The 18427-nt window shown below is 54.3% G+C and carries 17 protein-coding genes; 3 read left to right on the plus strand and 14 right to left on the minus strand.

All coding sequences use genetic code 11. The features are described 5' to 3' along the window. Positions 1-115: 115 nt before the first annotated feature. Positions 116-610, plus strand: a complete 495-nt coding sequence (greA, locus tag L2W48_RS06060) for a transcription elongation factor GreA (RefSeq protein ID WP_236098213.1) — start codon at positions 116-118, stop codon at positions 608-610. A gap of 61 nt (positions 611-671) precedes the next feature. On the opposite strand, the gene L2W48_RS06065 is transcribed toward greA, so the two are convergent. From L2W48_RS06065 to L2W48_RS06105, 9 genes are all read right to left on the minus strand, one after another. After that, on the minus strand, positions 672-2381 hold the full coding sequence (locus L2W48_RS06065) for an LPS-assembly protein LptD (RefSeq protein WP_236098212.1): 1710 nt from the start codon (positions 2379-2381) through the stop codon (positions 672-674). After that, a complete protein-coding gene (locus L2W48_RS06070; protein WP_236098211.1) occupies positions 2351-2905 on the minus strand; it encodes a hypothetical protein in 555 nt (184 codons plus the stop codon). The genes L2W48_RS06065 and L2W48_RS06070 overlap by 31 nt, the downstream gene beginning before the upstream one ends. Beyond that, positions 2895-4055 carry a hypothetical protein gene (locus tag L2W48_RS06075; protein ID WP_236098209.1) on the minus strand — a complete coding sequence of 387 codons (1161 nt, stop codon included), beginning with the start codon at positions 4053-4055 and terminating at the stop codon, positions 2895-2897. The genes L2W48_RS06070 and L2W48_RS06075 overlap by 11 nt, the downstream gene beginning before the upstream one ends. 19 nt (positions 4056-4074) lie before the next feature. Continuing rightward, positions 4075-4530 carry a hypothetical protein gene (locus L2W48_RS06080; RefSeq protein WP_236098208.1) on the minus strand — a complete coding sequence of 152 codons (456 nt, stop codon included), beginning with the start codon at positions 4528-4530 and terminating at the stop codon, positions 4075-4077. Then, entirely contained in the window at positions 4527-5537 is a 1011-nt protein-coding gene (locus tag L2W48_RS06085; protein WP_236098206.1) for a hypothetical protein, read from the minus strand. The genes L2W48_RS06080 and L2W48_RS06085 overlap by 4 nt, the downstream gene beginning before the upstream one ends. A gap of 24 nt (positions 5538-5561) precedes the next feature. Next, a complete protein-coding gene (gene pyrG, locus L2W48_RS06090; protein ID WP_236098204.1) occupies positions 5562-7163 on the minus strand; it encodes a CTP synthase in 1602 nt (533 codons plus the stop codon). 97 nt (positions 7164-7260) lie between these two features. Next, positions 7261-8727 (minus strand): LysM peptidoglycan-binding domain-containing M23 family metallopeptidase, encoded by a 1467-nt coding sequence (locus L2W48_RS06095; RefSeq protein ID WP_236098202.1) that lies wholly within the window; start codon positions 8725-8727, stop codon positions 7261-7263. 93 nt (positions 8728-8820) lie between these two features. Continuing rightward, complete coding sequence (gene rho, locus L2W48_RS06100; protein WP_268906397.1) at positions 8821-10209, minus strand: transcription termination factor Rho; 1389 nt, start codon at positions 10207-10209, stop codon at positions 8821-8823. Then, complete coding sequence (locus L2W48_RS06105) at positions 10184-10645, minus strand: hypothetical protein (RefSeq protein ID WP_236098200.1); 462 nt, start codon at positions 10643-10645, stop codon at positions 10184-10186. Before L2W48_RS06105 ends, rho begins: the two co-directional genes overlap by 26 nt. A 188-nt stretch (positions 10646-10833) precedes the next feature. Between L2W48_RS06105 and L2W48_RS06110 the strand changes: the two genes are divergently transcribed. Continuing rightward, the gene (locus L2W48_RS06110; RefSeq protein ID WP_236098199.1) at positions 10834-11325 is read left to right on the plus strand and encodes an ECF transporter S component; all 492 of its coding nucleotides are present in this window, start codon (positions 10834-10836) and stop codon (positions 11323-11325) included. Here the strand turns inward: L2W48_RS06110 and L2W48_RS06115 are convergent. The 4 genes from L2W48_RS06115 to L2W48_RS06130 form a co-directional block, all read right to left on the minus strand. Beyond that, on the minus strand, positions 11301-12155 hold the full coding sequence (locus tag L2W48_RS06115) for a glutamate cyclase domain-containing protein (RefSeq protein WP_236098195.1): 855 nt from the start codon (positions 12153-12155) through the stop codon (positions 11301-11303). The genes L2W48_RS06110 and L2W48_RS06115 overlap by 25 nt on opposite strands. After that, the gene (pfkA, locus tag L2W48_RS06120; RefSeq protein ID WP_236098194.1) at positions 12152-13111 is read right to left on the minus strand and encodes a 6-phosphofructokinase; all 960 of its coding nucleotides are present in this window, start codon (positions 13109-13111) and stop codon (positions 12152-12154) included. Before pfkA ends, L2W48_RS06115 begins: the two co-directional genes overlap by 4 nt. 114 nt (positions 13112-13225) lie before the next feature. Continuing rightward, positions 13226-13984 (minus strand): hypothetical protein, encoded by a 759-nt coding sequence (locus L2W48_RS06125; RefSeq protein ID WP_236098192.1) that lies wholly within the window; start codon positions 13982-13984, stop codon positions 13226-13228. A gap of 104 nt (positions 13985-14088) precedes the next feature. Continuing rightward, positions 14089-15573 carry an S-layer homology domain-containing protein gene (locus tag L2W48_RS06130; RefSeq protein ID WP_236098190.1) on the minus strand — a complete coding sequence of 495 codons (1485 nt, stop codon included), beginning with the start codon at positions 15571-15573 and terminating at the stop codon, positions 14089-14091. Positions 15574-15949: 376 nt separating this feature from the next. Here L2W48_RS06130 and L2W48_RS06135 point away from each other — a divergent pair, with 376 nt between their 5' ends. Beyond that, a complete protein-coding gene (locus L2W48_RS06135; RefSeq protein ID WP_236098188.1) occupies positions 15950-17050 on the plus strand; it encodes a glycosyltransferase in 1101 nt (366 codons plus the stop codon). A 39-nt stretch (positions 17051-17089) separates the two neighbouring features. On the opposite strand, the gene L2W48_RS06140 is transcribed toward L2W48_RS06135, so the two are convergent. After that, the gene (locus L2W48_RS06140) at positions 17090-18421 is read right to left on the minus strand and encodes a UDP-glucose dehydrogenase family protein (RefSeq protein ID WP_236098187.1); all 1332 of its coding nucleotides are present in this window, start codon (positions 18419-18421) and stop codon (positions 17090-17092) included. Positions 18422-18427: the final 6 nt, after the last annotated feature.

Genomic DNA, 18427 nt, shown 5'->3' on the forward strand with positions numbered 1-18427 from the left:
CCCATGTTCTTCTCTTCCTTTTTCCGTTATTACTTCTCTGTCGAGATTGTCTCATTCCCCAGTATCTGATAAAATTGCCTTTCAACGACAAAAGCCTATCGAGGAGGTTTCAGCCTTGAGCGACAAAACTGCCGTCAGCGACGGAATCGAAATGACGAAAGAGGGATACGACCGACTCTACGAGGAACTCAAACACCTCAGGAGCGAAGAGCGATACGTCATCGCCCAGAGAATAGAGGAGGCCCGTTCTTTCGGGGATCTCAGCGAAAACGCTGAATACGCCGCGGCCAAGGACGAACAGGCAAAACTGGAAAGCCGTATACAGAGGCTAGAATATCAGCTCAGCAAGGCGAAGGTTATAGACTCGTCTAGCCTGGACGGAAGCCATGTGGCCCTCGGAACCACCGTTAAAATCGAGGACATCGGCAACAAGAAGACCTTCGATTACTCCATAGTGGGTTCAGAGGAAGCGGACCCCAAAAAGAGCAAGATATCCTCGGTAAGTCCGGTGGGACAGGCTCTTATGGGCAAACACCCCGGAGACGAAATCAGCGTGAAGGTTCCCAATGGAATGAGAAAACTCCGCGTATTAGAGATTCGGGTGAACTGATCCACCGGAAACAACCCTAATACAGAGACAAAAGACCTGCCGAGAGGCAGGTCTTTTTCTCTCAGTCTTTCGGTAGATCCCGAGGCTCCTCGAAAGGATCGTCCAGCTCGTTATCGCTAAACCTGACGGTATTGTCCGGAAAGGCCGTAAGCTGGAAACTAAGCGAAGCCCAATCGTCGTCGTCATGTCGGTCATCTCTGTATGTCAATATCCATTTATAACAGCAGTTATTCTGGTAGGTCAGCTGATAGGCTATCTCGTCCATCCGGCTCCGATCCAGATCGTAGGCCCCGGTCAATCTAAGCCTGAATGTATCCGACAGAGAGAAACCGAAACGCTGATATATAAGTTCCTCTTCGTCGTAGTCGTCCCAGCTGTCCGAATCGTCGTCGGTTTCCACCAAGGCGAAAGGAGAACGACCGTCAACCCATCTCCTGACGTAAGCGGTACCGGCCTCGAAGCCCGATTCAGACCTGTAGACCGCCCCCACCGAAGCATCGGTCACCTTCTGTCTATCGTTCACGTCTACATCGTAGCTGAAATCCCTGTAGGCAAACCTCCAGAAAGGCTCCCATCTGCCGGTATCGCGACCTATTTTTCCATAAAGCTCGCCACCCCAGCCAAACCTTTCCATTTCGGGAAGCCCCTTGCCGGTCTCCTCGTATCTTCCCCACTGAACTCCCATCCGAAAATACTGTCTCTCGTCGGAAGAAATCCTCCACCAGGGAGAACGAAGCGACAACTCGGGCATCCTCCACAGGGTGGTCTTGTAGGTACGACCGGCGCGCAGTTCCTCCTTAAGAGCCTCTCTCTGGGTCCATCGACCGTCCAGGGTCCAACCGTCGTTCTCCGCAACGAATCCCCAGGAAGGACGATACTCCTTTCGGTCCGAGGACGACTCGTACTCCCAGGCGGTCTCTCCGTATATCCTCAACCAGGGAGCAAGCTCCTGGTCTATCCTGCCGGACCACTCCAGCCCCTCGTCGGACCATCCCATAACCGAAAGCGACAGCCGACCTCGGTCCCAGTAGAAAGGACCGGAAATACCTAGACCGACCCCCTTATCGGAATCGTACCCTAGTTTCGGCATGAACGAGTTGCCCTCGCCGTGTTCCTGAAGGTCCACCCTGTAGTCGAAGGGATAGGTAAACAACAGCGAATCCCCTATATAAACCTGAGGAGAGTTCACGACCACTTTCTCGTCCGGAATGAGCACCAACCTCTTGGCCTTGAGACGATAATGAGGATGAGGAGCCGAACAGGTGGTCACGGAGACCCCCTCCCATCGACCGATGGCCTCGTCGTCCGACAGAGCCCTGGTCTTCTTGGGAAGCCAGCCCTTCCGGCGCGCAGCCGCCACGGTGGAGACCTCCATCTTCTCTCCCTTTATATAGACGAACTGGTCCGACTCGGACAGAGGCACGGCCGAAGAGGTCTCGTAAAGCGCCCCTTCCCTGGTGGTCAGATCGAACTCGGCCCTCTGTCCTCTCAGAACCTTGCCTCCGGAGATCAAGGTAACCCCCTTGCCCTCCATGGAATAGGCATTGACCACGTTTCCTACCGTATCCATCTCCATCTTATCGGCGAACATCCTTATACCCTTGTACTTCAGGGCAGCGTTACCCTCGGCCACCGCTATGCCGCTGGCCTCGTCGAAAGACAACTCGTCGGCGTTCAGAGAGGCACCTCCTTCGTCCTCGTCCAAAGCCCACAGAGGGCATGCCGTAAGCATCAGGACCACTATCGCCCAGATCCACCTTCGTGCCACCATACCATAACCCCCTCCTGGACGACGACCCCTTCGGAGGGAGACGCCTCTGCGCTTTTTCCCGTCAGACTATAACGGTCTCCCGATATGGTCAACCCATCCGGAAAGGACCACCTATCGGAAGACGCCCCACCCCAAAGGATAACGGGAGCGATCCAATCGAAATTCTCTTTCTTCTCCTCGAAAACCCCGGTGCCATCCCGCAGGACCAGCCGATCCCCGGAACTATCGTAGTCTCCCTCGGGAGAGGCCAAGCTCCATACGGAGCCGTCCGGCCCGACTCGACTGCCGGTCACATCCTTCAAATTCCCGATCCTGCCTTCCTTGCTTACAGAACGGACCAGAAAAGTCCAGAGATCTCCGGACATACTCCTCCTGAGGGTAACGTCCTTAAGCTCAACGCCCCCGGCCTCTCCGGCGGAGTTCTCGACCTCTAGATAATCGAGGTTGAGATCGCTGTAGAGCATGAAGGAAAAGCCGACGACCACCGCGATTACCACCGAAAGCCATAAAAATCTACCAGACAATCCAGAGACGACCTTCCTCGGATACCACCGACAGCACCTCGCTCTGGAGAACCCTTATCAAGATCAGCTTCTGGGCCACAGAGACCTTGACCCTGTCTCCCTCGAGCCATCTCAGCTTGTAACCGTCTCCCAGACACCAACGCAGAGGAGAACCGTTCGCCTTTTTTGAAAACGCCTCTTTATCCCCTCGAGAGGACGGAGCCAGCATCTCGTACATAGCGGAGGTATCGCCATCGGCCCAACGGGCCAGGAAAGCCTCCACCAGAGAATCACGGGACATCTCTAAATCCGCGGCAGTAAAGCCGCCCTCGGAAATCACCGACTCCGAAAGATCCGCCGACACCGCCATCGAGTCGTCGGAAGAGATTTTGGGTCTCTCCACAGGCTCGGGCTTCTTCGTTAAAACCGGCCCCGGGCCTAACCAGGCAGGCGGCTCGGTCTCAACAGGCGGTTCCTTGACGGCCTCCGATTCCTTTTCCGCCTTTTCCGGTTTCGGCTTCTCCACCGGAACCTCTACCTTTCCTCCCGAGGAGGTCAAAACCGTCTCCGTCTGCACCGGAGGAAGCTCCACGATCCTCTGCTTGGCCTCTCCCACGTCGTCCGACGAAACCCCTCCAATGGATGAAAAACCCTTAAAGGCAAATCTCTGCTCTCTATAGACCCCCAATCCCTTGAGGGAGAGGACGAAACCATCCTCCTGTTTGGGGAAAAACACCAACCCCTGGACCACTCCCGAGATGGGCTGATCCAGCTTATCCTCGTAGGAAAGGGGAGCCAAAGCTTCACCTCTCTCCGGTATCATGAGGAGATTTTCCGACAGAGGACTCAAACTCAAAGGCTTCGGGCCGAAATGATACACGGTGACCAGAAAAGGCTCGGCCTGTCCTATTCTCAGCTGCTCTTTAAAGGACCGGAGATACTCCTCTTTCTGGGCGGGAGTATAGCCTCTGGAGACAGCGTCCGCCTCGACCCAAGGCCCTACGAGAGCCTCGGGATAGTGGACGACCCATACGAGACAGTCCTTACCCCAATGGAAGGACGTACTGTTCTCGAGAATCCTGGTAGCATCCTCCAGAGGAGACGCCCCCCAGGAAGCGGAGGTCAAAAATACGGACAAAAGGCAAGCCATGCCCAGCTTTCTCAAGGACAAAACGTCTACCTCCCTCCGGTCAGAGTTTGTAATCGATAACGGCCGATACCCCTACCCCCTGGACCCTGACGAATCTCTGAAGGGGGTTTACCGAATCCACCGGAACCAGAATCTTGATCCTGAACCTGTCCCGGAAAGACGTCTCCAAGCTGGCCACGGCCTTGACCCTGACGACACCGTCTTTTTTAGGACCTGCAACCTGAGCGGCACCTATCCTGGTTCCGCTGCCGAGGGATACTATGGGAACAACCTTGGTGTGCCCCTCGACCTTGGCTCCTTTGTTGAATGTAACGGTGTTGATAAAGTCGTTTATCGGTCCCGCTACCTTGTCTATAACGAAACCTCCGACTGCAACTCCCGCCACGTCTTTAAGCACGTCTCCCAGATCTATAGCCGAAGCCGGAGTCGTCCACAACCCTAGGGCAATCCATCCGGCGGCCAGAACAGCGCAAACTTTTCTCGATTTAGCCATCATAGATTGTCAACCTCCCTATCGGACAGATCTATATCCTTCGACAATCGATCGTCCGGAACCTCTATAAGACTGATAAGACCTTCCGGAACGGGGTATGACAGCACCGAGGTGCTCTCGGAAACCTCCATGTGAAAGATGGAACCGGCGGGAATTTCCTTGACGTCACCTCTTACCAGAAAACCACCGGCCAATCCCAAAGGCCCTAACAGAATAGCCCCGGCTAAAGAGCCTCCGACCGCGGCGATCTGGGCCTTTTCGGCCTTGGCTGCCTCGTTGGCTGCCTCCCCTACAGACAGAGGAACGGCCTGACGAGACGGGGGTATAAGCTCCTCGAAGGCGAAACGAACCTCGGCGGGACGACCGAAACTTCTCGGTTTGGACACGCTCGAGACCGTTCCCTCGACAACAGATCCCTTAGGGGCGACCAGAACGTTACCGACGACCACATCCCTTGTGAGCTCGCCCTTAACCATATCGCCTACGGAGACAGAGGAAGGAGATATAGTCTCCAAAAGGGAAACCCTGACGACGGTGCCGGAGGGAACCGCCACCGAGGACCAGATGACCGGCTCGGAAACAAGCAACCCCAGCATCCTCTCGAGTCTCATGGCAAGAGGACCGTCCTCCATGGCCTGCCCCTCCAGCTTCCTCTCGAGAGATCCTATTCTATTCACTATCGGCTTTACCGGCATGGAGACCTGTTCGGTTATCCACTCCGCTATGGACATCTTGAACAACAGCGAAGGCTGAGTATCGGTCCCCTCCTCCACGAAGCGGGCCAAGGCGGCTTGACGCTCCGCCACCGTTCCCGGCAACTCCCTTCCGAAGAGGGCCTTCTCCACGCGGTTCAGCCGATCTATCAGACCTCCGGTTCCGACCTCTCCGTATACGATCTTCTCCATGTCGTCCAGCCGCTTAAACGCCGGCACCTCGTCTGAAGCCCAGGCTGCGGAACAGATAAGAAAAATCGCCGCGACGGCGAAAAACGCCTTAATTCTACCGTTCATGTTCAAGACAACCTCCTCAAAAAATTAGTCGCCCTTTCGCTCCAAGGCGGCACCGACCAACCCCATGAAAAGGGGATGGGGGCGAACCGGTCTGGAACGGAACTCCGGGTGGAACTGAACACCCACATACCAGGGATGATCGACCAGCTCAACTATCTCCACCAGATTTTTCTCCGAATAGACCCCGGCGACCTTGAGCCCCGCAGCCTCCAGACGTTCTCTGTACTGATTGTTGAACTCGTAACGATGACGATGACGCTCCATCACGAAATCGGATCCATAGGCCTCGCGAGACTTGGTCCCTGAGATCAGATCGCATCTGTACGCTCCGAGACGCATGGTTCCGCCCATATCGGAGACGCCTTTCTGATCCTCCATGAGGTGAATCACCGGGTTCAGGGTTCCCGGATCCATCTCGGTGCTGTTCGCCCCGGACAAAGAACAGACGTTCCTGGCGAACTCCATAACCGCCACCTGTAGACCCAGGCAGAGCCCCAGATAGGGTATTCCGTTCTCCCTGGCATACCTGGCCGCAGCGATCTTTCCCTCTATTCCTCTGGAGCCGAAACCGCCGGGGACCAACACCGCGTCAACCCCCTCCAGGACCACCTCGGCTCCCTTGGCCTCGATCTCCTCCGCCTCTATGGGCAAAAGATCGATCCTTACGTCGTTGTGTATCCCTGCGTGATACAGAGCCTCTATCACGCTGAGATAGGCATCCTTCAGACCCACGTATTTACCAACCATGGCAACCCTGACGGAACCGGAGGGAGAGGAAAAGCCGTCCACCACCCTGCGCCAATCGGAGAGATCCGGCTCCTCGCCGAGGTTCAATCCGAGCTTTCTCATCACCAGCTTGTCGAATCCCTGCTCGTAAAGGCTTATGGGAATCATGTATATAGTCGAGGCATCCGCCGCCTCCACGATGGAATCGGGAGAAACGTTACAGAACAAGGCTATCTTGTCCTTGAGCTCCGCCGGAACCTTATGGCTGGAACGACAGACTATGACGTCCGGCTGTATCCCGATCTTCCTAAGCTCCTGTACGCTATGCTGAGTCGGCTTGGTCTTGAGCTCTCCGGCTGCATCTATATAGGGAATCAAAGTGACATGGCAGTATAGAAGGTTTTCCCTTCCGACCCTGGATGAAAGCTGACGGATGGCCTCGAGAAAAGGAAGGCCCTCTATATCGCCTACGGTGCCTCCTATCTCCACTATTACCACGTCGACCCCGTCGGAGGCCTTCAGTATACTCTCCTGTATCTCGTTGGTGATGTGAGGAATGACCTGAACGGTAGCTCCCAGATATCTGCCTTTTCTCTCCTTATCGATCACCCTAGAATATATCTTGCCGGTGGTGACGTTGTTTGCAGAGGAGAGGCTTTCGTCGATGAACCTCTCGTAATGCCCCAGGTCCAGATCGGTCTCGGCACCGTCGTCCGTGACGAATACCTCTCCATGCTGAAAAGGATTCATAGTTCCGGCATCGACGTTTATATAGGGATCGAGCTTCAGGATAGAGACCTTGAAACCCCTTTTCTTCAACAACACTCCCAACGAAGACGCAGTTATCCCCTTGCCAAGGGAGGACACCACGCCTCCAGTCACGAGCACGAACTTAGCCATTATATCTCACCATCCCTTGAAATTTAAAAAACAAAAAGGGCAGGGCCAGGGAACCTGGCCCACGCCCAGATTATACCCGAATCGGGATTACATTACCTCACCGAAGATACTTGAGAGGGTTGACCGGCTTGTTGTTGATCCGGATCTCGAAATGAAGATGGGGCCCGGTGGACCTTCCGCTGGTGCCGACTGTAGCCACGACCTTCCCGGCCGATACCTTCTGCCCCTTCCTCACGTAAAGCTTCTGACAATGAGCGTATAGGGTACTATAGGTGCTGTCGTGTTTTACGACGACCACCCTGCCGTATCCGCCCATCCATCCGGCGTATACCACTCTACCGGACCTGGCGGCACGGATCCTGGTATGCCTGGAAGCCTTTATATCCACACCTGTGTGGAAGGATCTTCTCTTCGATATGGGATGTCTCCTCCATCCGAAGGGACTGTTTATCCTTCCGACAACGGGCCAACGGAACGAACGACTGCTCCGAGACACCGAGCCACTCCTGGATGCCGGTCGACTGTAGCTCCCGGCCACCTGGCTGGCCCCGGGGAGGAAAAGTTCCTGCCCCACGGAGATAAGCTTCTTCTGCTCTATTCCGTTGGTGTCCACTATTCTGTTTATATCGACCGAATAGGCAGACGCTATCTTGCCTAAGGTATCCCCTTTTCTAACCTTATAGAAAACCCCGTCCTGGTTAGGAACCTTCAATGTCATTCCGGGCTTAAGTTTGTCCGGATCGCTGAGAGAATTGGCGCTGAACAAGGTGTCGATGGTCACGTTGAACTTGTTGGATATACTCCAAAGACTGTCTCCGTTTTGGACCTTGTAGGTTTTCGTGGAGAACGGAACTACCTTATCCTCCTTGGCCTTTTTATTTTCTCTTCTCCGTCTGACCTCGTCCAGGGTGGCGTTTACATCGGAATGAGACCGAGGGATAAGCAACACCTGCCCCAGAGAAAGACGATCTGGGTTTTTAAGCTCGTTGGCCTTGATTATATCTTTCTGGGATAAATTCGAGTTTTGAGCCAACACGAAAAGGGTCTCTCCGGGCTTTACCGAATGCTCTTTCCATACGATAGAGACCTCGTCGAGGGTTACCCCCTCCATTGCGTCCACTTTGCCGGGCGACTGCTCCAGCCGACTGGCAAGTTTGTCAGATCTCGAACCGCTCTTGAGTTCGTCCAGTCCAAGGCTATCGTCGAGATCCCCCTCGTCCATGCCCTGTTTCGACAGAGGCACAGGATCGTCCTCTACGGAGACCTCCTCCAGAATAATTTCACCCTCCTGGTACATCGGGTCGGAGGGGATGGGCCCTATACCGGTAGGCTCCTCCTCGTCTCCGTGAACTCCCTTTATGGCCGCCAGAGCTCTTGACATATCGACGACCACGAACCTGGACGGGATCTCACCGGCAGAATCGGCGGAAGCGGAATACCCCCAGCTATCGCCGGATCTTTCACCGGCGAAAAAAGCCAGAAAAGAGGCCCCGCAAAGCATGATAGCCACGACCGCCATAAAACCGAAATGCCATGAATTTCCGTTAGATGGTCCTCTATTCACATTCCACCACGCTCCCTCGACGGCAGGTCGCCGCCATCTTTTACAATATACGGGAAGAGAGAAAAAGGCAACCCTCCCGAGACCCAGTAAAAATCAGGACTTTTTGATCCCCTGAAGAAACTCCTCGTTGTTGGAAGTCTTTCTCAGACGGTCTATTATCAGGTTCAAAGCCCCGGCCTCGTCCACGTTGGCCAGCTTCCGTCTGAGCCCCCACAACCTCTGGAGATCGTCCTCGGAAAGCAGGAGATCCTCCCTCCTCGTTCCGGAACGTCCGATATCCACGGCGGGGAAAATGCGCTGCTCCGCCAGTTTTCTCGAAAGATGTATCTCCATGTTGCCAGTTCCCTTGAACTCCTCGTAGATTACGTCGTCCATGCGACTGCCCGTATCTACCAAAGCGGTTCCTATTATGGTAAGGCTTCCGCCCTCCTCTATGTTCCTGGCGGCTCCGAAAAATCTTTTAGGAAAATAGAGTGCGGCGGGATCCATACCTCCCGAAAGGGTACGGCCCGAAGGAGGCACCGTCAGGTTGGAGGCCCTGGCCAGCCTGGTTATGGAGTCCAAAAGCAACACCACGTCCTTGCCGGCTTCCACCAACCTCTTAGCCTTCTCCAACGCCAGATTCGCCACCCTCATGTGCTCCTCGGCAGGACGATCGAAGGTAGAGGCGATTATCTCGCCGTCCACGGAACGGGCGATATCGGTTACCTCTTCGGGACGCTCGTCTATGAGCAAAACCATGAGGATTATCTCGGGATGATTGGTCGTAACGGCGTTGGCCAGATCCTTCAGTATGGTGGTCTTTCCCGCCTTGGGAGGGGAAACCACCAGAGAACGCTGACCCTTTCCTATGGGAGAAAAGAGATCCACCAGCCTAGTGGCCAGTTTTCTGGGATGGGTCTCCAAATTCAGTCTTTCATCGGGGAAAATGGGGGTTAGCTGTCCGAAATGGGGGCGATGCTTGGCCGCCTCCGGATCGGTAAAGTTCACGACCTCGACCCGGAGAAGGGCCTCGTAGTGTTCCTGATCTCTGGGCTTCCTTACCATACCCCAGATGACGTCTCCGTTTCTAAGTCCGAACCTTCGTATCTGAGACGCCGAAACGTATATATCGTTGTCGCTGGGCAAAAGCCCCTTTGGACGGAGAAAACCGTAACCGTCGGACATAACCTCCAGGGTGCCACCGCCGAAACGGGTGTTCATCTGCCTGGCCTGAGATTCGAGAATAGCCAGTACGAGATCGTCCTTGCGAAGTGAGGAAAAACCGGACAGATCCGCCTCCTTGGCTATCTTTCGAAGATCCGGCAGGGTCATGGCGACCAGATTGCCGTAGGTAAAACGAGGTCTCGGAGGAGTCTTCTTGTTGTTCCTGCCGTTATCGGCTCTCTCGGAACTCACATCTCCGTCCTCCACATTTACAGTTTTATTTTCTTGGGTCATTGCACGCTGATTCCTCTCATTGTGATTTTGCGGCGGTCCCATTTCCCTCCACCACTGCGAAGGGAATCCTCCTGATCGGACGATCGTTCAGATCCACCTGAATCTCGTAGGCTCCCAGGGGCAGAGGAGCTCCGTCCTCCCTTAAAAGGTAGAACATCCTGCTCTCGTCCCTTCCGTCTCCCAGAAGCTGAATCTCCTCGTGTATCAACTGCCCACGATAATACCATCTAAGCCGAACGGAATCGTCCTCTTCTCCTCCGGTAGAGTCCATCACCATACACAGCTGGCGAATTCCGAAGCTGAAACGACCTCCAACCCCGTAGGGCACGCCTGAATCGTCCACGTCGACACACACGACGGCACGTTCTATTCGGACGTTTCCGAGAGGTCCTCTATGAAAGGTGATCCACAGAAAAAAAAGGGCAAAGAACAATATGGAGGAAAACACGAAGAGGGCAAAGGATTTTTCGCTTTTCAACGATGACACACCATTCCGGGCCGGAGTGGTCCAATCTCGACTTCGAAAGCCGTAAAACTGGACCGAGCCACAGGGGGAACGACCCCCTATACTAAAGCTGAAAAACACCACAAAGTGATAGTACCAGATATAGAACGGTCAAGGCAAGCTAAAAGAGATATTTCCGGAAAAAGAAAGGAAGATCGAATATGACTGACACCACTACCACCAGAAAAATCGTCCTAGGAGCCTTAACGGCCGCCATGGTGACGGGAGCAACCATGCTCAGCGCCCCGGTTCCCGGATTCAGGCTGTATTTCAACCTGGGCGAAGGGATAATCTACACCGTGGCGATACTTCTGGGCCCGAGATACGGAGCCGTCTGCGGAGGCCTGGGAGCCGCCCTGGCGGACCTCATACTGGGATACCCTCTATGGGCCCCCTTGACCCTGACGATAAAGGGACTGGAGGGATTCGTGGTAGGACGATTGGCTCCTTCGGGAAAGATAAGAGCCATACTCGCCGGAGCGACGGTTATGGCGGCGGGATACTCGATATCCGCCGGTTTTCTTTACGGCTGGGCCGCCGCTCCGATAGAGCTCATGACCGACATAGTCCAGACCGGCATAGGAGCCGCTATAGCCCTGCCACTATCGGCAACCCTGAAACGGAGACTTCAGGGAACGGGACTGACAAGCTGAGACTCTATCATATCCCTGATGCTGGCCGCTACGGAACGTTGGATATCAAGGGAAAAGCCGTCCACCGAGGGATCTCCCTTAAGGGTAACACCGTCCACCGCACCAGCCGCCACCTCAGCATCTATCATGGAAATCACCTCGTCGGGGTCCACTCCACACCACTCACCGCAACTCAAAGAAAGAGCCCCGGCGAGGGCATACCCCCCCCAATCGGAAACGTCGACCGGCAAGGGGATATCCGACTCCACCACAGAGAGAAACCTGCCGTAAGACGGCATGAGCTCCCCCAGCTCTCTTCTGAGATTCCCCATACCGGCCTCGTTGCCGCCGTCTCCAACACCGATAACGGAAACCCCCTCGGGCTTCTTTAAAACGGCGTCGTCCAGAGGAACCACAGTGGACGACACGTCCTGCCCCCTCATGTTGTAATACCCTCCGTCCGCCGCCCTTCCAAGCCGCTCCAGATAGACGATAAGATCCGGGTTCCAGCTCAATATGTCAGATCCGCTTGAGGCCGCTCGGGGAACTACGCCTTCGATGGCTCTCGACGCCGATGCCACCACGGAAAGACACCTCGTATCGGTCCATAAAGACGACTCCCGCCCGGAAAGATCGACGGCCCTGGCCAAGGCGGCGGAACCTCCGGGACCGTCCGTCTCAGGAAACCCGGCAGAGGGAATGAAAAATCCGGTGACGACAGCTACCCTGCGGGCCCTGGTCAAAACCTCCAACGCCGAGGACATTACAGAGGAAGAACAGAGCCTGGCAGGACCTCTTCCCGAACGGTTCGACGCCACCAAAGCGACCAGAGACTCGAATATATCCATCATATGCTGAGCCTGTCCACCAGCTCGATAAGCTCCGGGTTGAGAGGCTTTCTGCCCTCCCAGGAACGACTGAGAGGGGCGGCCACCATCTCGTGACACACGGTGCCTACCATAATTCCACTTTCTCCCTCCATCAGCCTATCGACGGCGAAGGCCCCCATCCGAGACGCCAGGATGGTGTCGAAAGAGGTGGGCGAACCGCCCCGCTGGATATAGCCTAAAACTGTAACCCTGGCGTCGTAGCCTCCTGTGTCCTTCAGCCTGTCCTTCAGCTCCACGGCGGACATGGCTCCCTCGGCCACCACTATCAGCGAATGCTGCTTGCCCGCCTTTCTGGACTGATGAAGCCTGTCGCAGAGGAACCCCACGTCGAACTTTCTCTCCGGAACCACCACGAACTCGGCCCCGCTCGCTACAGCCACGTTGAGGGCCAGAAAACCGGCCTCTCTACCCATGACCTCAACTATAAACAGCCTATCGTGGCTGGAAGCCGTGTCTCTCAGCTTTTTAACCGCCTCCAGGGCGGTGTTCAGGGCGGTATCGTAGCCTATGGTCTCGTCGGTACCGGCAACATCGTTGTCTATGGTTCCGGGAACACCAACCACCGGCACCCCCAGCTTATGGAGCTCATAGGCTCCCTTGAAAGACCCGTCGCCGCCTATAACCACCAGACCGTCTATGGAATGCCTCTCAAGAGACGCCACCGCATCGGCCAGCCCCTCGTCGGTCCGAAACCTCTCGCTCCTGGCGGTACGAAGGATGGTTCCCCCTCTGTGGATGATGCCCCCCACGTCTCTAGGCTCCAGGCGTTGAAAGGCCCCATCCATAAGTCCCTCGTAGCCCTGATACACGCCGTAAACCTCGGCTTTGTCGTATATGGCGGACCTGGTCACGGCCCTTATTGCCGCGTTCATGCCAGGAGCATCGCCCCCACTGGTGAGCACTGCGATACGTTTCATCGGTCACCCTCCCGGAATAAAAACTTCGCCTCCATTTTATCATGAGAGGATAAAAAAACCCCCGATCCCAAAGGATCGGGAGTTTAGAACTCGACCTGAAAAAACTTGAATCGTTTATTTGCTCTGGAGTTCGTCTATGCGGGATTGAATTCTAGCCAGCTCGGCGTCGAGCTCGTCCAGCTGCTTCTGGATGTCGTCCCTCTGTTCTTTGAGGTTGCCCAGGCGTATTATCAAGCGATCCAGCTCCAGCCTCTCGGCGGCCTTGCCGGTAAAGAACTGATCTGGGTTATCCCTGTGAACGTCCCAGAGAAAATCGATGGAGGAACGCCCCATTGTAATAGGCCCAATTCCACCATCAATGGAGAACTTGATGGTCTTCGCCTTGGTAAGAAGAGGCTGGCCGGTTTCCTCATCGTAGCGGGGGAAATAGACGAACCCCTCCCTCTTGCCTGTGAGCTTGAAATTGAAGCGTTTATCGTAGTCCACCGGTGAGTAGGTCTTCCCGTTTATCCATAGCTCAACCTGATCCCCGAAGGGAGCCATCCTAAGTGCCGGACTATAGTTATTGATCTCTATGAAGATCGGTATGTTACGCTCCAACTGAAGGGTCTTGAGAAGCTGATACTTGTAGTTCTCCTCCTCGTCCTTGGTCCAGAGGTTAGCCTTGGCCTCCTTCTGAACCAGCGCCTGGATATACTCGGCCGAGTAATAGGTGACTGTAAACTCGACAAACCCCATATTATCCTCGTCCATTATCTTAACCGTCTTTCTCCACCGGGATAAAACCGAATCGGTGGAGGCATAGGCGGACAGAGCAACGGACATCAGACACAACAGCGACACCGCAAAAACAAGTTTTCTCTTTATGGACATCAATTCAAAACCTCCCTTTCTACATCTCGGAGGCCATTATACCAAATGGCAAAAGAAAAAGGGATGAGGCTAAGCCTCATCCCTTTAAATTACAGATGGTTCAATTAGAACTTGACGTGAGTACGGAGACGAACGATATTATCATCGCCGGTTCTCATACCAGCAGCGGTGCTATCGCCCCAGTCGACCTTGTCGTAAGCCAGATCGAAAGTGATAGCGGGAGTGTAGTAATACAGGACACCGAAGGTCCAGTTAGTGGCATCGTCAACACCGGTTGTATCGAAATCAGCGGTCAGATAACGCTCATAAGTGGCCCACTTGTCGTTCCACTGCTGCTTCAAGCTTGCAAACAAAACGCTGGTCTCATCCCAGTTACGATTTATAAGGACGGAAGCGCCGTAAGCATCGTAAGCGTACATGTCGCCATTGTTATTTGCATTCCAAACGTTGAATCCCTCGTCGAACTTGGCGTACTCAAGCCAAATGCTGGTGAACTTAAAGGCATCCTGCTTTACGTCAAAGATGGCCTTATAAGCCTTGGGGCTATCCTCGCCAGCACGATAAGCGGTATCCAGATCCTCCATGAAATAAGCACCCTTGAAAGCGATGTTGGGGTTGAAGTTGAAGGTGAAGTCGGCCCAATACACGGACTCATCTCGATTATTGAGATCATCGTAAGCCCTCATCAAACCGTTCAGAGCGAAACGGAACTGCTCGTTGAAGTTGAAGTTGGCACGAAGACCGTAGAACATATAATCGCTATTGACATCATCAGCAGTATTGAAGATACCATCAGCACCATTGCTGTAGCTATCGTTATGACCGATCATAGCCTGAACATCGCCGAGGCCAAAGCTCTTCTGGAACCAGAAGCCCTTCATTCCATAATCACCAAACATAGCATCTTCATCAATGTAGAGCCCCGAATCGCCTTCCCAGTCGAAGAGCCAAAGACCGGCGGTCATCTTGATGTCGTAGGGAAGCTTAGTTTCCACATAATAACGTTCCCAACGAGTAGGAGCATACTTGGTCGTGCTATCGCTGGTACCAAGACGAGCAACAAACTTAGTGTTCTCGTCGATCTGTTTGCTCATCCAGATACGGAAACGATTGAGGTTGAACTCCTTGTCGCCTTCAAGGGTATACTCGTCATTGTAGAGGTTCTTTTCGCCCTCGAACTTGGCATCGAAACGCAACTCGCCCCAGAACTTCCATCCGCCGATGTTCTCCTCGAGAACGGCCACGCGGCTGTCGATCTTATCGACCTTTACGCCGAGGGCATCAAGCTCGTCCTTGAACTCGACGACGAGGCGCTTCAGCATCTCGACATCCTGCTTGCTGGCCTTCTCCATGTCGATAACGGCCAGGGCACGAGCGGTCACGGAAGCCATCTCGTAACGGGTGATGGGCTGGTTGCCCTTGAAGGTGCCGTCGGGATAACCGGAGATGATTCCCCTGGCGGCAAGCTGTCCCACTGCGTCGTAGGCCCAGTGGTTCATAGGAACGTCCATGAAAGGATTGGCGGCAAAGGCGGGAGCGGCGAAAGCCACAAGAGCCACGACTGCCAGAAGTGCACAAAGTTTCTTCATGTTTAGTAACCCCCTTGGTTAGGTGTTTTATATTCGCTCGGAACCTAGGGGATCTAAAGGGCTTTCGTCCGGGAAGTTTCCTCGTTTCCTTCTCCGACTACGGCACTTCGTCCCTGTTCGGAACCGATGCGTTTTCTCAAGTCGCTCCTTCCTTGTTGGCTGGGGGTCTTGCACCTCCTTTCCTGCCATCGGGATATCGTCGCGACTATCGAAACTGTTTGATCCAAAGGTCAAGTTGTCAAAGTCCTTCGGTGGGGCGAAAGGCCCTCAAAAAGCATTATAGCATCACTTTCCGAAGACGCAAGGGTATTAAACCGCCTTTTGATGTACAATGACAGCGAAAAATTCACAGATCAAGGAAAGAGAGGCAACTACCATGGGCTACAAGATACTCTTCTGCTCCGACTCACTGATAATAGACGGAGTTACATCGTACGTCCTTCACGTCGGAACGGCTCTCAGCAGAGCGGGACATCATGTGGCGGTGCTGGGTCGATGGGCCGGCAAGGGTTTTCAGGGGCGATACAGAGAAGAAGGGATCAAGGTTATACAATGTCCATCCCTTACGGTGGGCAACCGTTGGTTCGACAAAAAGGCCAGGGAATTCGATCCGGATGTCATAATGACCGATTCCAGACGATCCTTCCCTCTGGCCACCAGACTTAAGAGGATATTGGACAGACCGGTGGTAACCTACTTTCTAGATCACCTGGAAAAAACGGATAAACCCGGAAGGGACGTTCCATCGCTGGTAAAATGGAGCGACGCATGGGCCGGCGCGGAGGAACCCATACTTCAAACCCTTCCCCAGCACTCGTCGGGAATCCCCATAATGAAACTTCCGAGACCTCTCGACAAGGCAGTGAGGGCTACTCCCCTTCCCCCCAAGGACCCATTCGTCACAACCTGTTTCGGTCGCCTCAGCGGCTACAAGACCCCCGGCATGATATACCTTATGGAACACATGGAGGAACTAAAAAAGGCTATCCCCTCCGCCTCCATAACAGTCGTAGGAGGGGGCGGCTGGCGATTGCTGAAGTTCCGTCGTATGGCAGCGGCCATAAACCGTAAAATAGGAGAACAATGCGTAAACGTGGTCGGAACAAAGCCGGACCCCAGACCCTGGATAGATCGCTCGAACGCGGTATGCGCCGCATCGACGTCGGCTATCGAGTCGGTTCTGTCCCAAAGACCTACGGTCTGTCTAACCAGCTACTGGATGGGACATGCCACACCGGAAAACCTAGACCAAGTGGTAGGATCCTACTTCGGAGAGAGAGGCGGCATCGGACATTTCAAAAAGGATCCATCTCTGTTAAAACGTATAATCCCCACGTTGGCGGAGATATACAGATCCTACGGAACGGATAGATCATTTGAGGACCTGATCACCATCAGAGAAAGACTAAGCCCAAAGTTCTCCTCGAGGGAAACGGTGGACTGTTTCGAGGAAATCATGAAGCTTTTCAGGACGTAAAATCATAGAGGCCGACCCCGAACAGGGTCGGCCTCTATTCTATTTTACATACCTGCCTATTCCATAATAAACGAAACCCAGATCCGCCATCCGATCCGGCCTATACTGGTTTCTTCCGTCGAAAATAACGTGTTCCCCCATCAGATCCTTCATCCTGTCGAACTCGGGACGGCGAAATGGAAGCCACTCGGTAAGCAGAATCAAGGCATCGGCGTTCTCCAGAGCTTGATAGTTATCGTCACAATAGACTATGCCCTCCGTATTCGGAAACGCCGCCTTGGCGTTTTCCTGCCCCACCGGATCGTAGGCCCTGACACTTGCCCCTCTTTCAAGCAGCCAGGGAATTATGTCCAGCGCAGGGGCCTCCCTTATGTCGTCCGTGTTGGGCTTGAAACTGAGGCCCCAGACGGCGAAAGTCTTGCCCGATATATCCGCTCCGTAGTGGCTCAGTATCTTATCGAAGAACCACTTTCTCTGGCTCTTGTTTATCTCCTCTACCGACTCCAGAAGGGTCATCGGAACTCCATGGCTTCTTCCGGAGTGGATGAGGGCTTTCACGTCTTTGGGAAAGCAGGATCCACCGTATCCCACTCCGGGATACAGAAAGGCCGATCCTATCCTACCGTCGCTGCCCATGCCATGGCGAACCTGGTCTATGTCCGCTCCGATTTTCTCGCAAAAACGGGCGAGCTGGTTCATGAAGCTGATCCTGGTGGCCAACATGGAGTTGGACGCGTATTTGGTGAGCTCCGCCGATGGTATGGACATGAATATTATTCGGTCTTCCCTGAAGCTGAAGGCAGAGAAAAGTTCCCCCAGAAGATCGGCGGTTTTCTGATTGTCCGTCCCTATGACCACTCTGTCGGGGCTCATGAAGTCGTCTATGGCCGAGCCTTCCTTGAGGAACTCGGGGCAAAACGCCACGTCGAAGTCGAGGTCGTCTCGTCCCCTTATGCCGAGCTCCTCCGAAACACACAGCCTCGCCTTTTCCGTCGTTCCCACCGGAACGGTGGATTTCACCACCACTACTTTGTAGTCCTCCATGACCGATCCTATCTGTCTGGCCGCATCTAAAACGTAACGGAGGTCGGCGGAACCGTCCTCTCCCGGAGGCGTTCCTACGGCGATGAAAACGAAAGGACTGTCGTCCAGGGCTTCCTTCAGGTCGGTGGTGAATCTCAGTCGTCCCTGCCTCACGTTACGGGAAACCATGTCCTCCAGCCCCGGTTCGTATATGGGGATCTCTCCGTTTTTAAGTCGTTCTACCTTTGATTCGTCCACGTCGACGCACCATACGCTGTGTCCTACCTCGGCAAGGCAGGTCCCCGTCACGAGTCCGACGTAGCCCGTTCCTATCATGCAGATGTGCATTGAAAA

Source organism: Dethiosulfovibrio russensis (assembly GCF_021568855.1).
In the GTDB taxonomy this organism is placed as follows: domain Bacteria; phylum Synergistota; class Synergistia; order Synergistales; family Dethiosulfovibrionaceae; genus Dethiosulfovibrio; species Dethiosulfovibrio russensis.

Excerpts from the sequence above, each read along its gene's own strand:
- rho (WP_268906397.1), bottom strand. The coding sequence starts at position 10,209 with ATGGGACCGCCGCAAAATCACAATGAGAGGAATCAGCGTGCAATGACC.
- L2W48_RS06110 (WP_236098199.1), top strand. The coding sequence starts at position 10,834 with ATGACTGACACCACTACCACCAGAAAAATCGTCCTAGGAGCCTTAACG.
- L2W48_RS06065 (WP_236098212.1), bottom strand. The coding sequence starts at position 2,381 with ATGGTGGCACGAAGGTGGATCTGGGCGATAGTGGTCCTGATGCTTACG.
- L2W48_RS06125 (WP_236098192.1), bottom strand. The coding sequence starts at position 13,984 with ATGTCCATAAAGAGAAAACTTGTTTTTGCGGTGTCGCTGTTGTGTCTG.
- L2W48_RS06135 (WP_236098188.1), top strand. The coding sequence starts at position 15,950 with ATGGGCTACAAGATACTCTTCTGCTCCGACTCACTGATAATAGACGGA.
- pyrG (WP_236098204.1), bottom strand. The coding sequence starts at position 7,163 with ATGGCTAAGTTCGTGCTCGTGACTGGAGGCGTGGTGTCCTCCCTTGGC.
- L2W48_RS06080 (WP_236098208.1), bottom strand. The coding sequence starts at position 4,530 with ATGATGGCTAAATCGAGAAAAGTTTGCGCTGTTCTGGCCGCCGGATGG.
- L2W48_RS06140 (WP_236098187.1), bottom strand. The coding sequence starts at position 18,421 with ATGCACATCTGCATGATAGGAACGGGCTACGTCGGACTCGTGACGGGG.
- pfkA (WP_236098194.1), bottom strand. The coding sequence starts at position 13,111 with ATGAAACGTATCGCAGTGCTCACCAGTGGGGGCGATGCTCCTGGCATG.
- L2W48_RS06115 (WP_236098195.1), bottom strand. The coding sequence starts at position 12,155 with ATGATGGATATATTCGAGTCTCTGGTCGCTTTGGTGGCGTCGAACCGT.
- L2W48_RS06085 (WP_236098206.1), bottom strand. The coding sequence starts at position 5,537 with ATGAACGGTAGAATTAAGGCGTTTTTCGCCGTCGCGGCGATTTTTCTT.
- L2W48_RS06130 (WP_236098190.1), bottom strand. The coding sequence starts at position 15,573 with ATGAAGAAACTTTGTGCACTTCTGGCAGTCGTGGCTCTTGTGGCTTTC.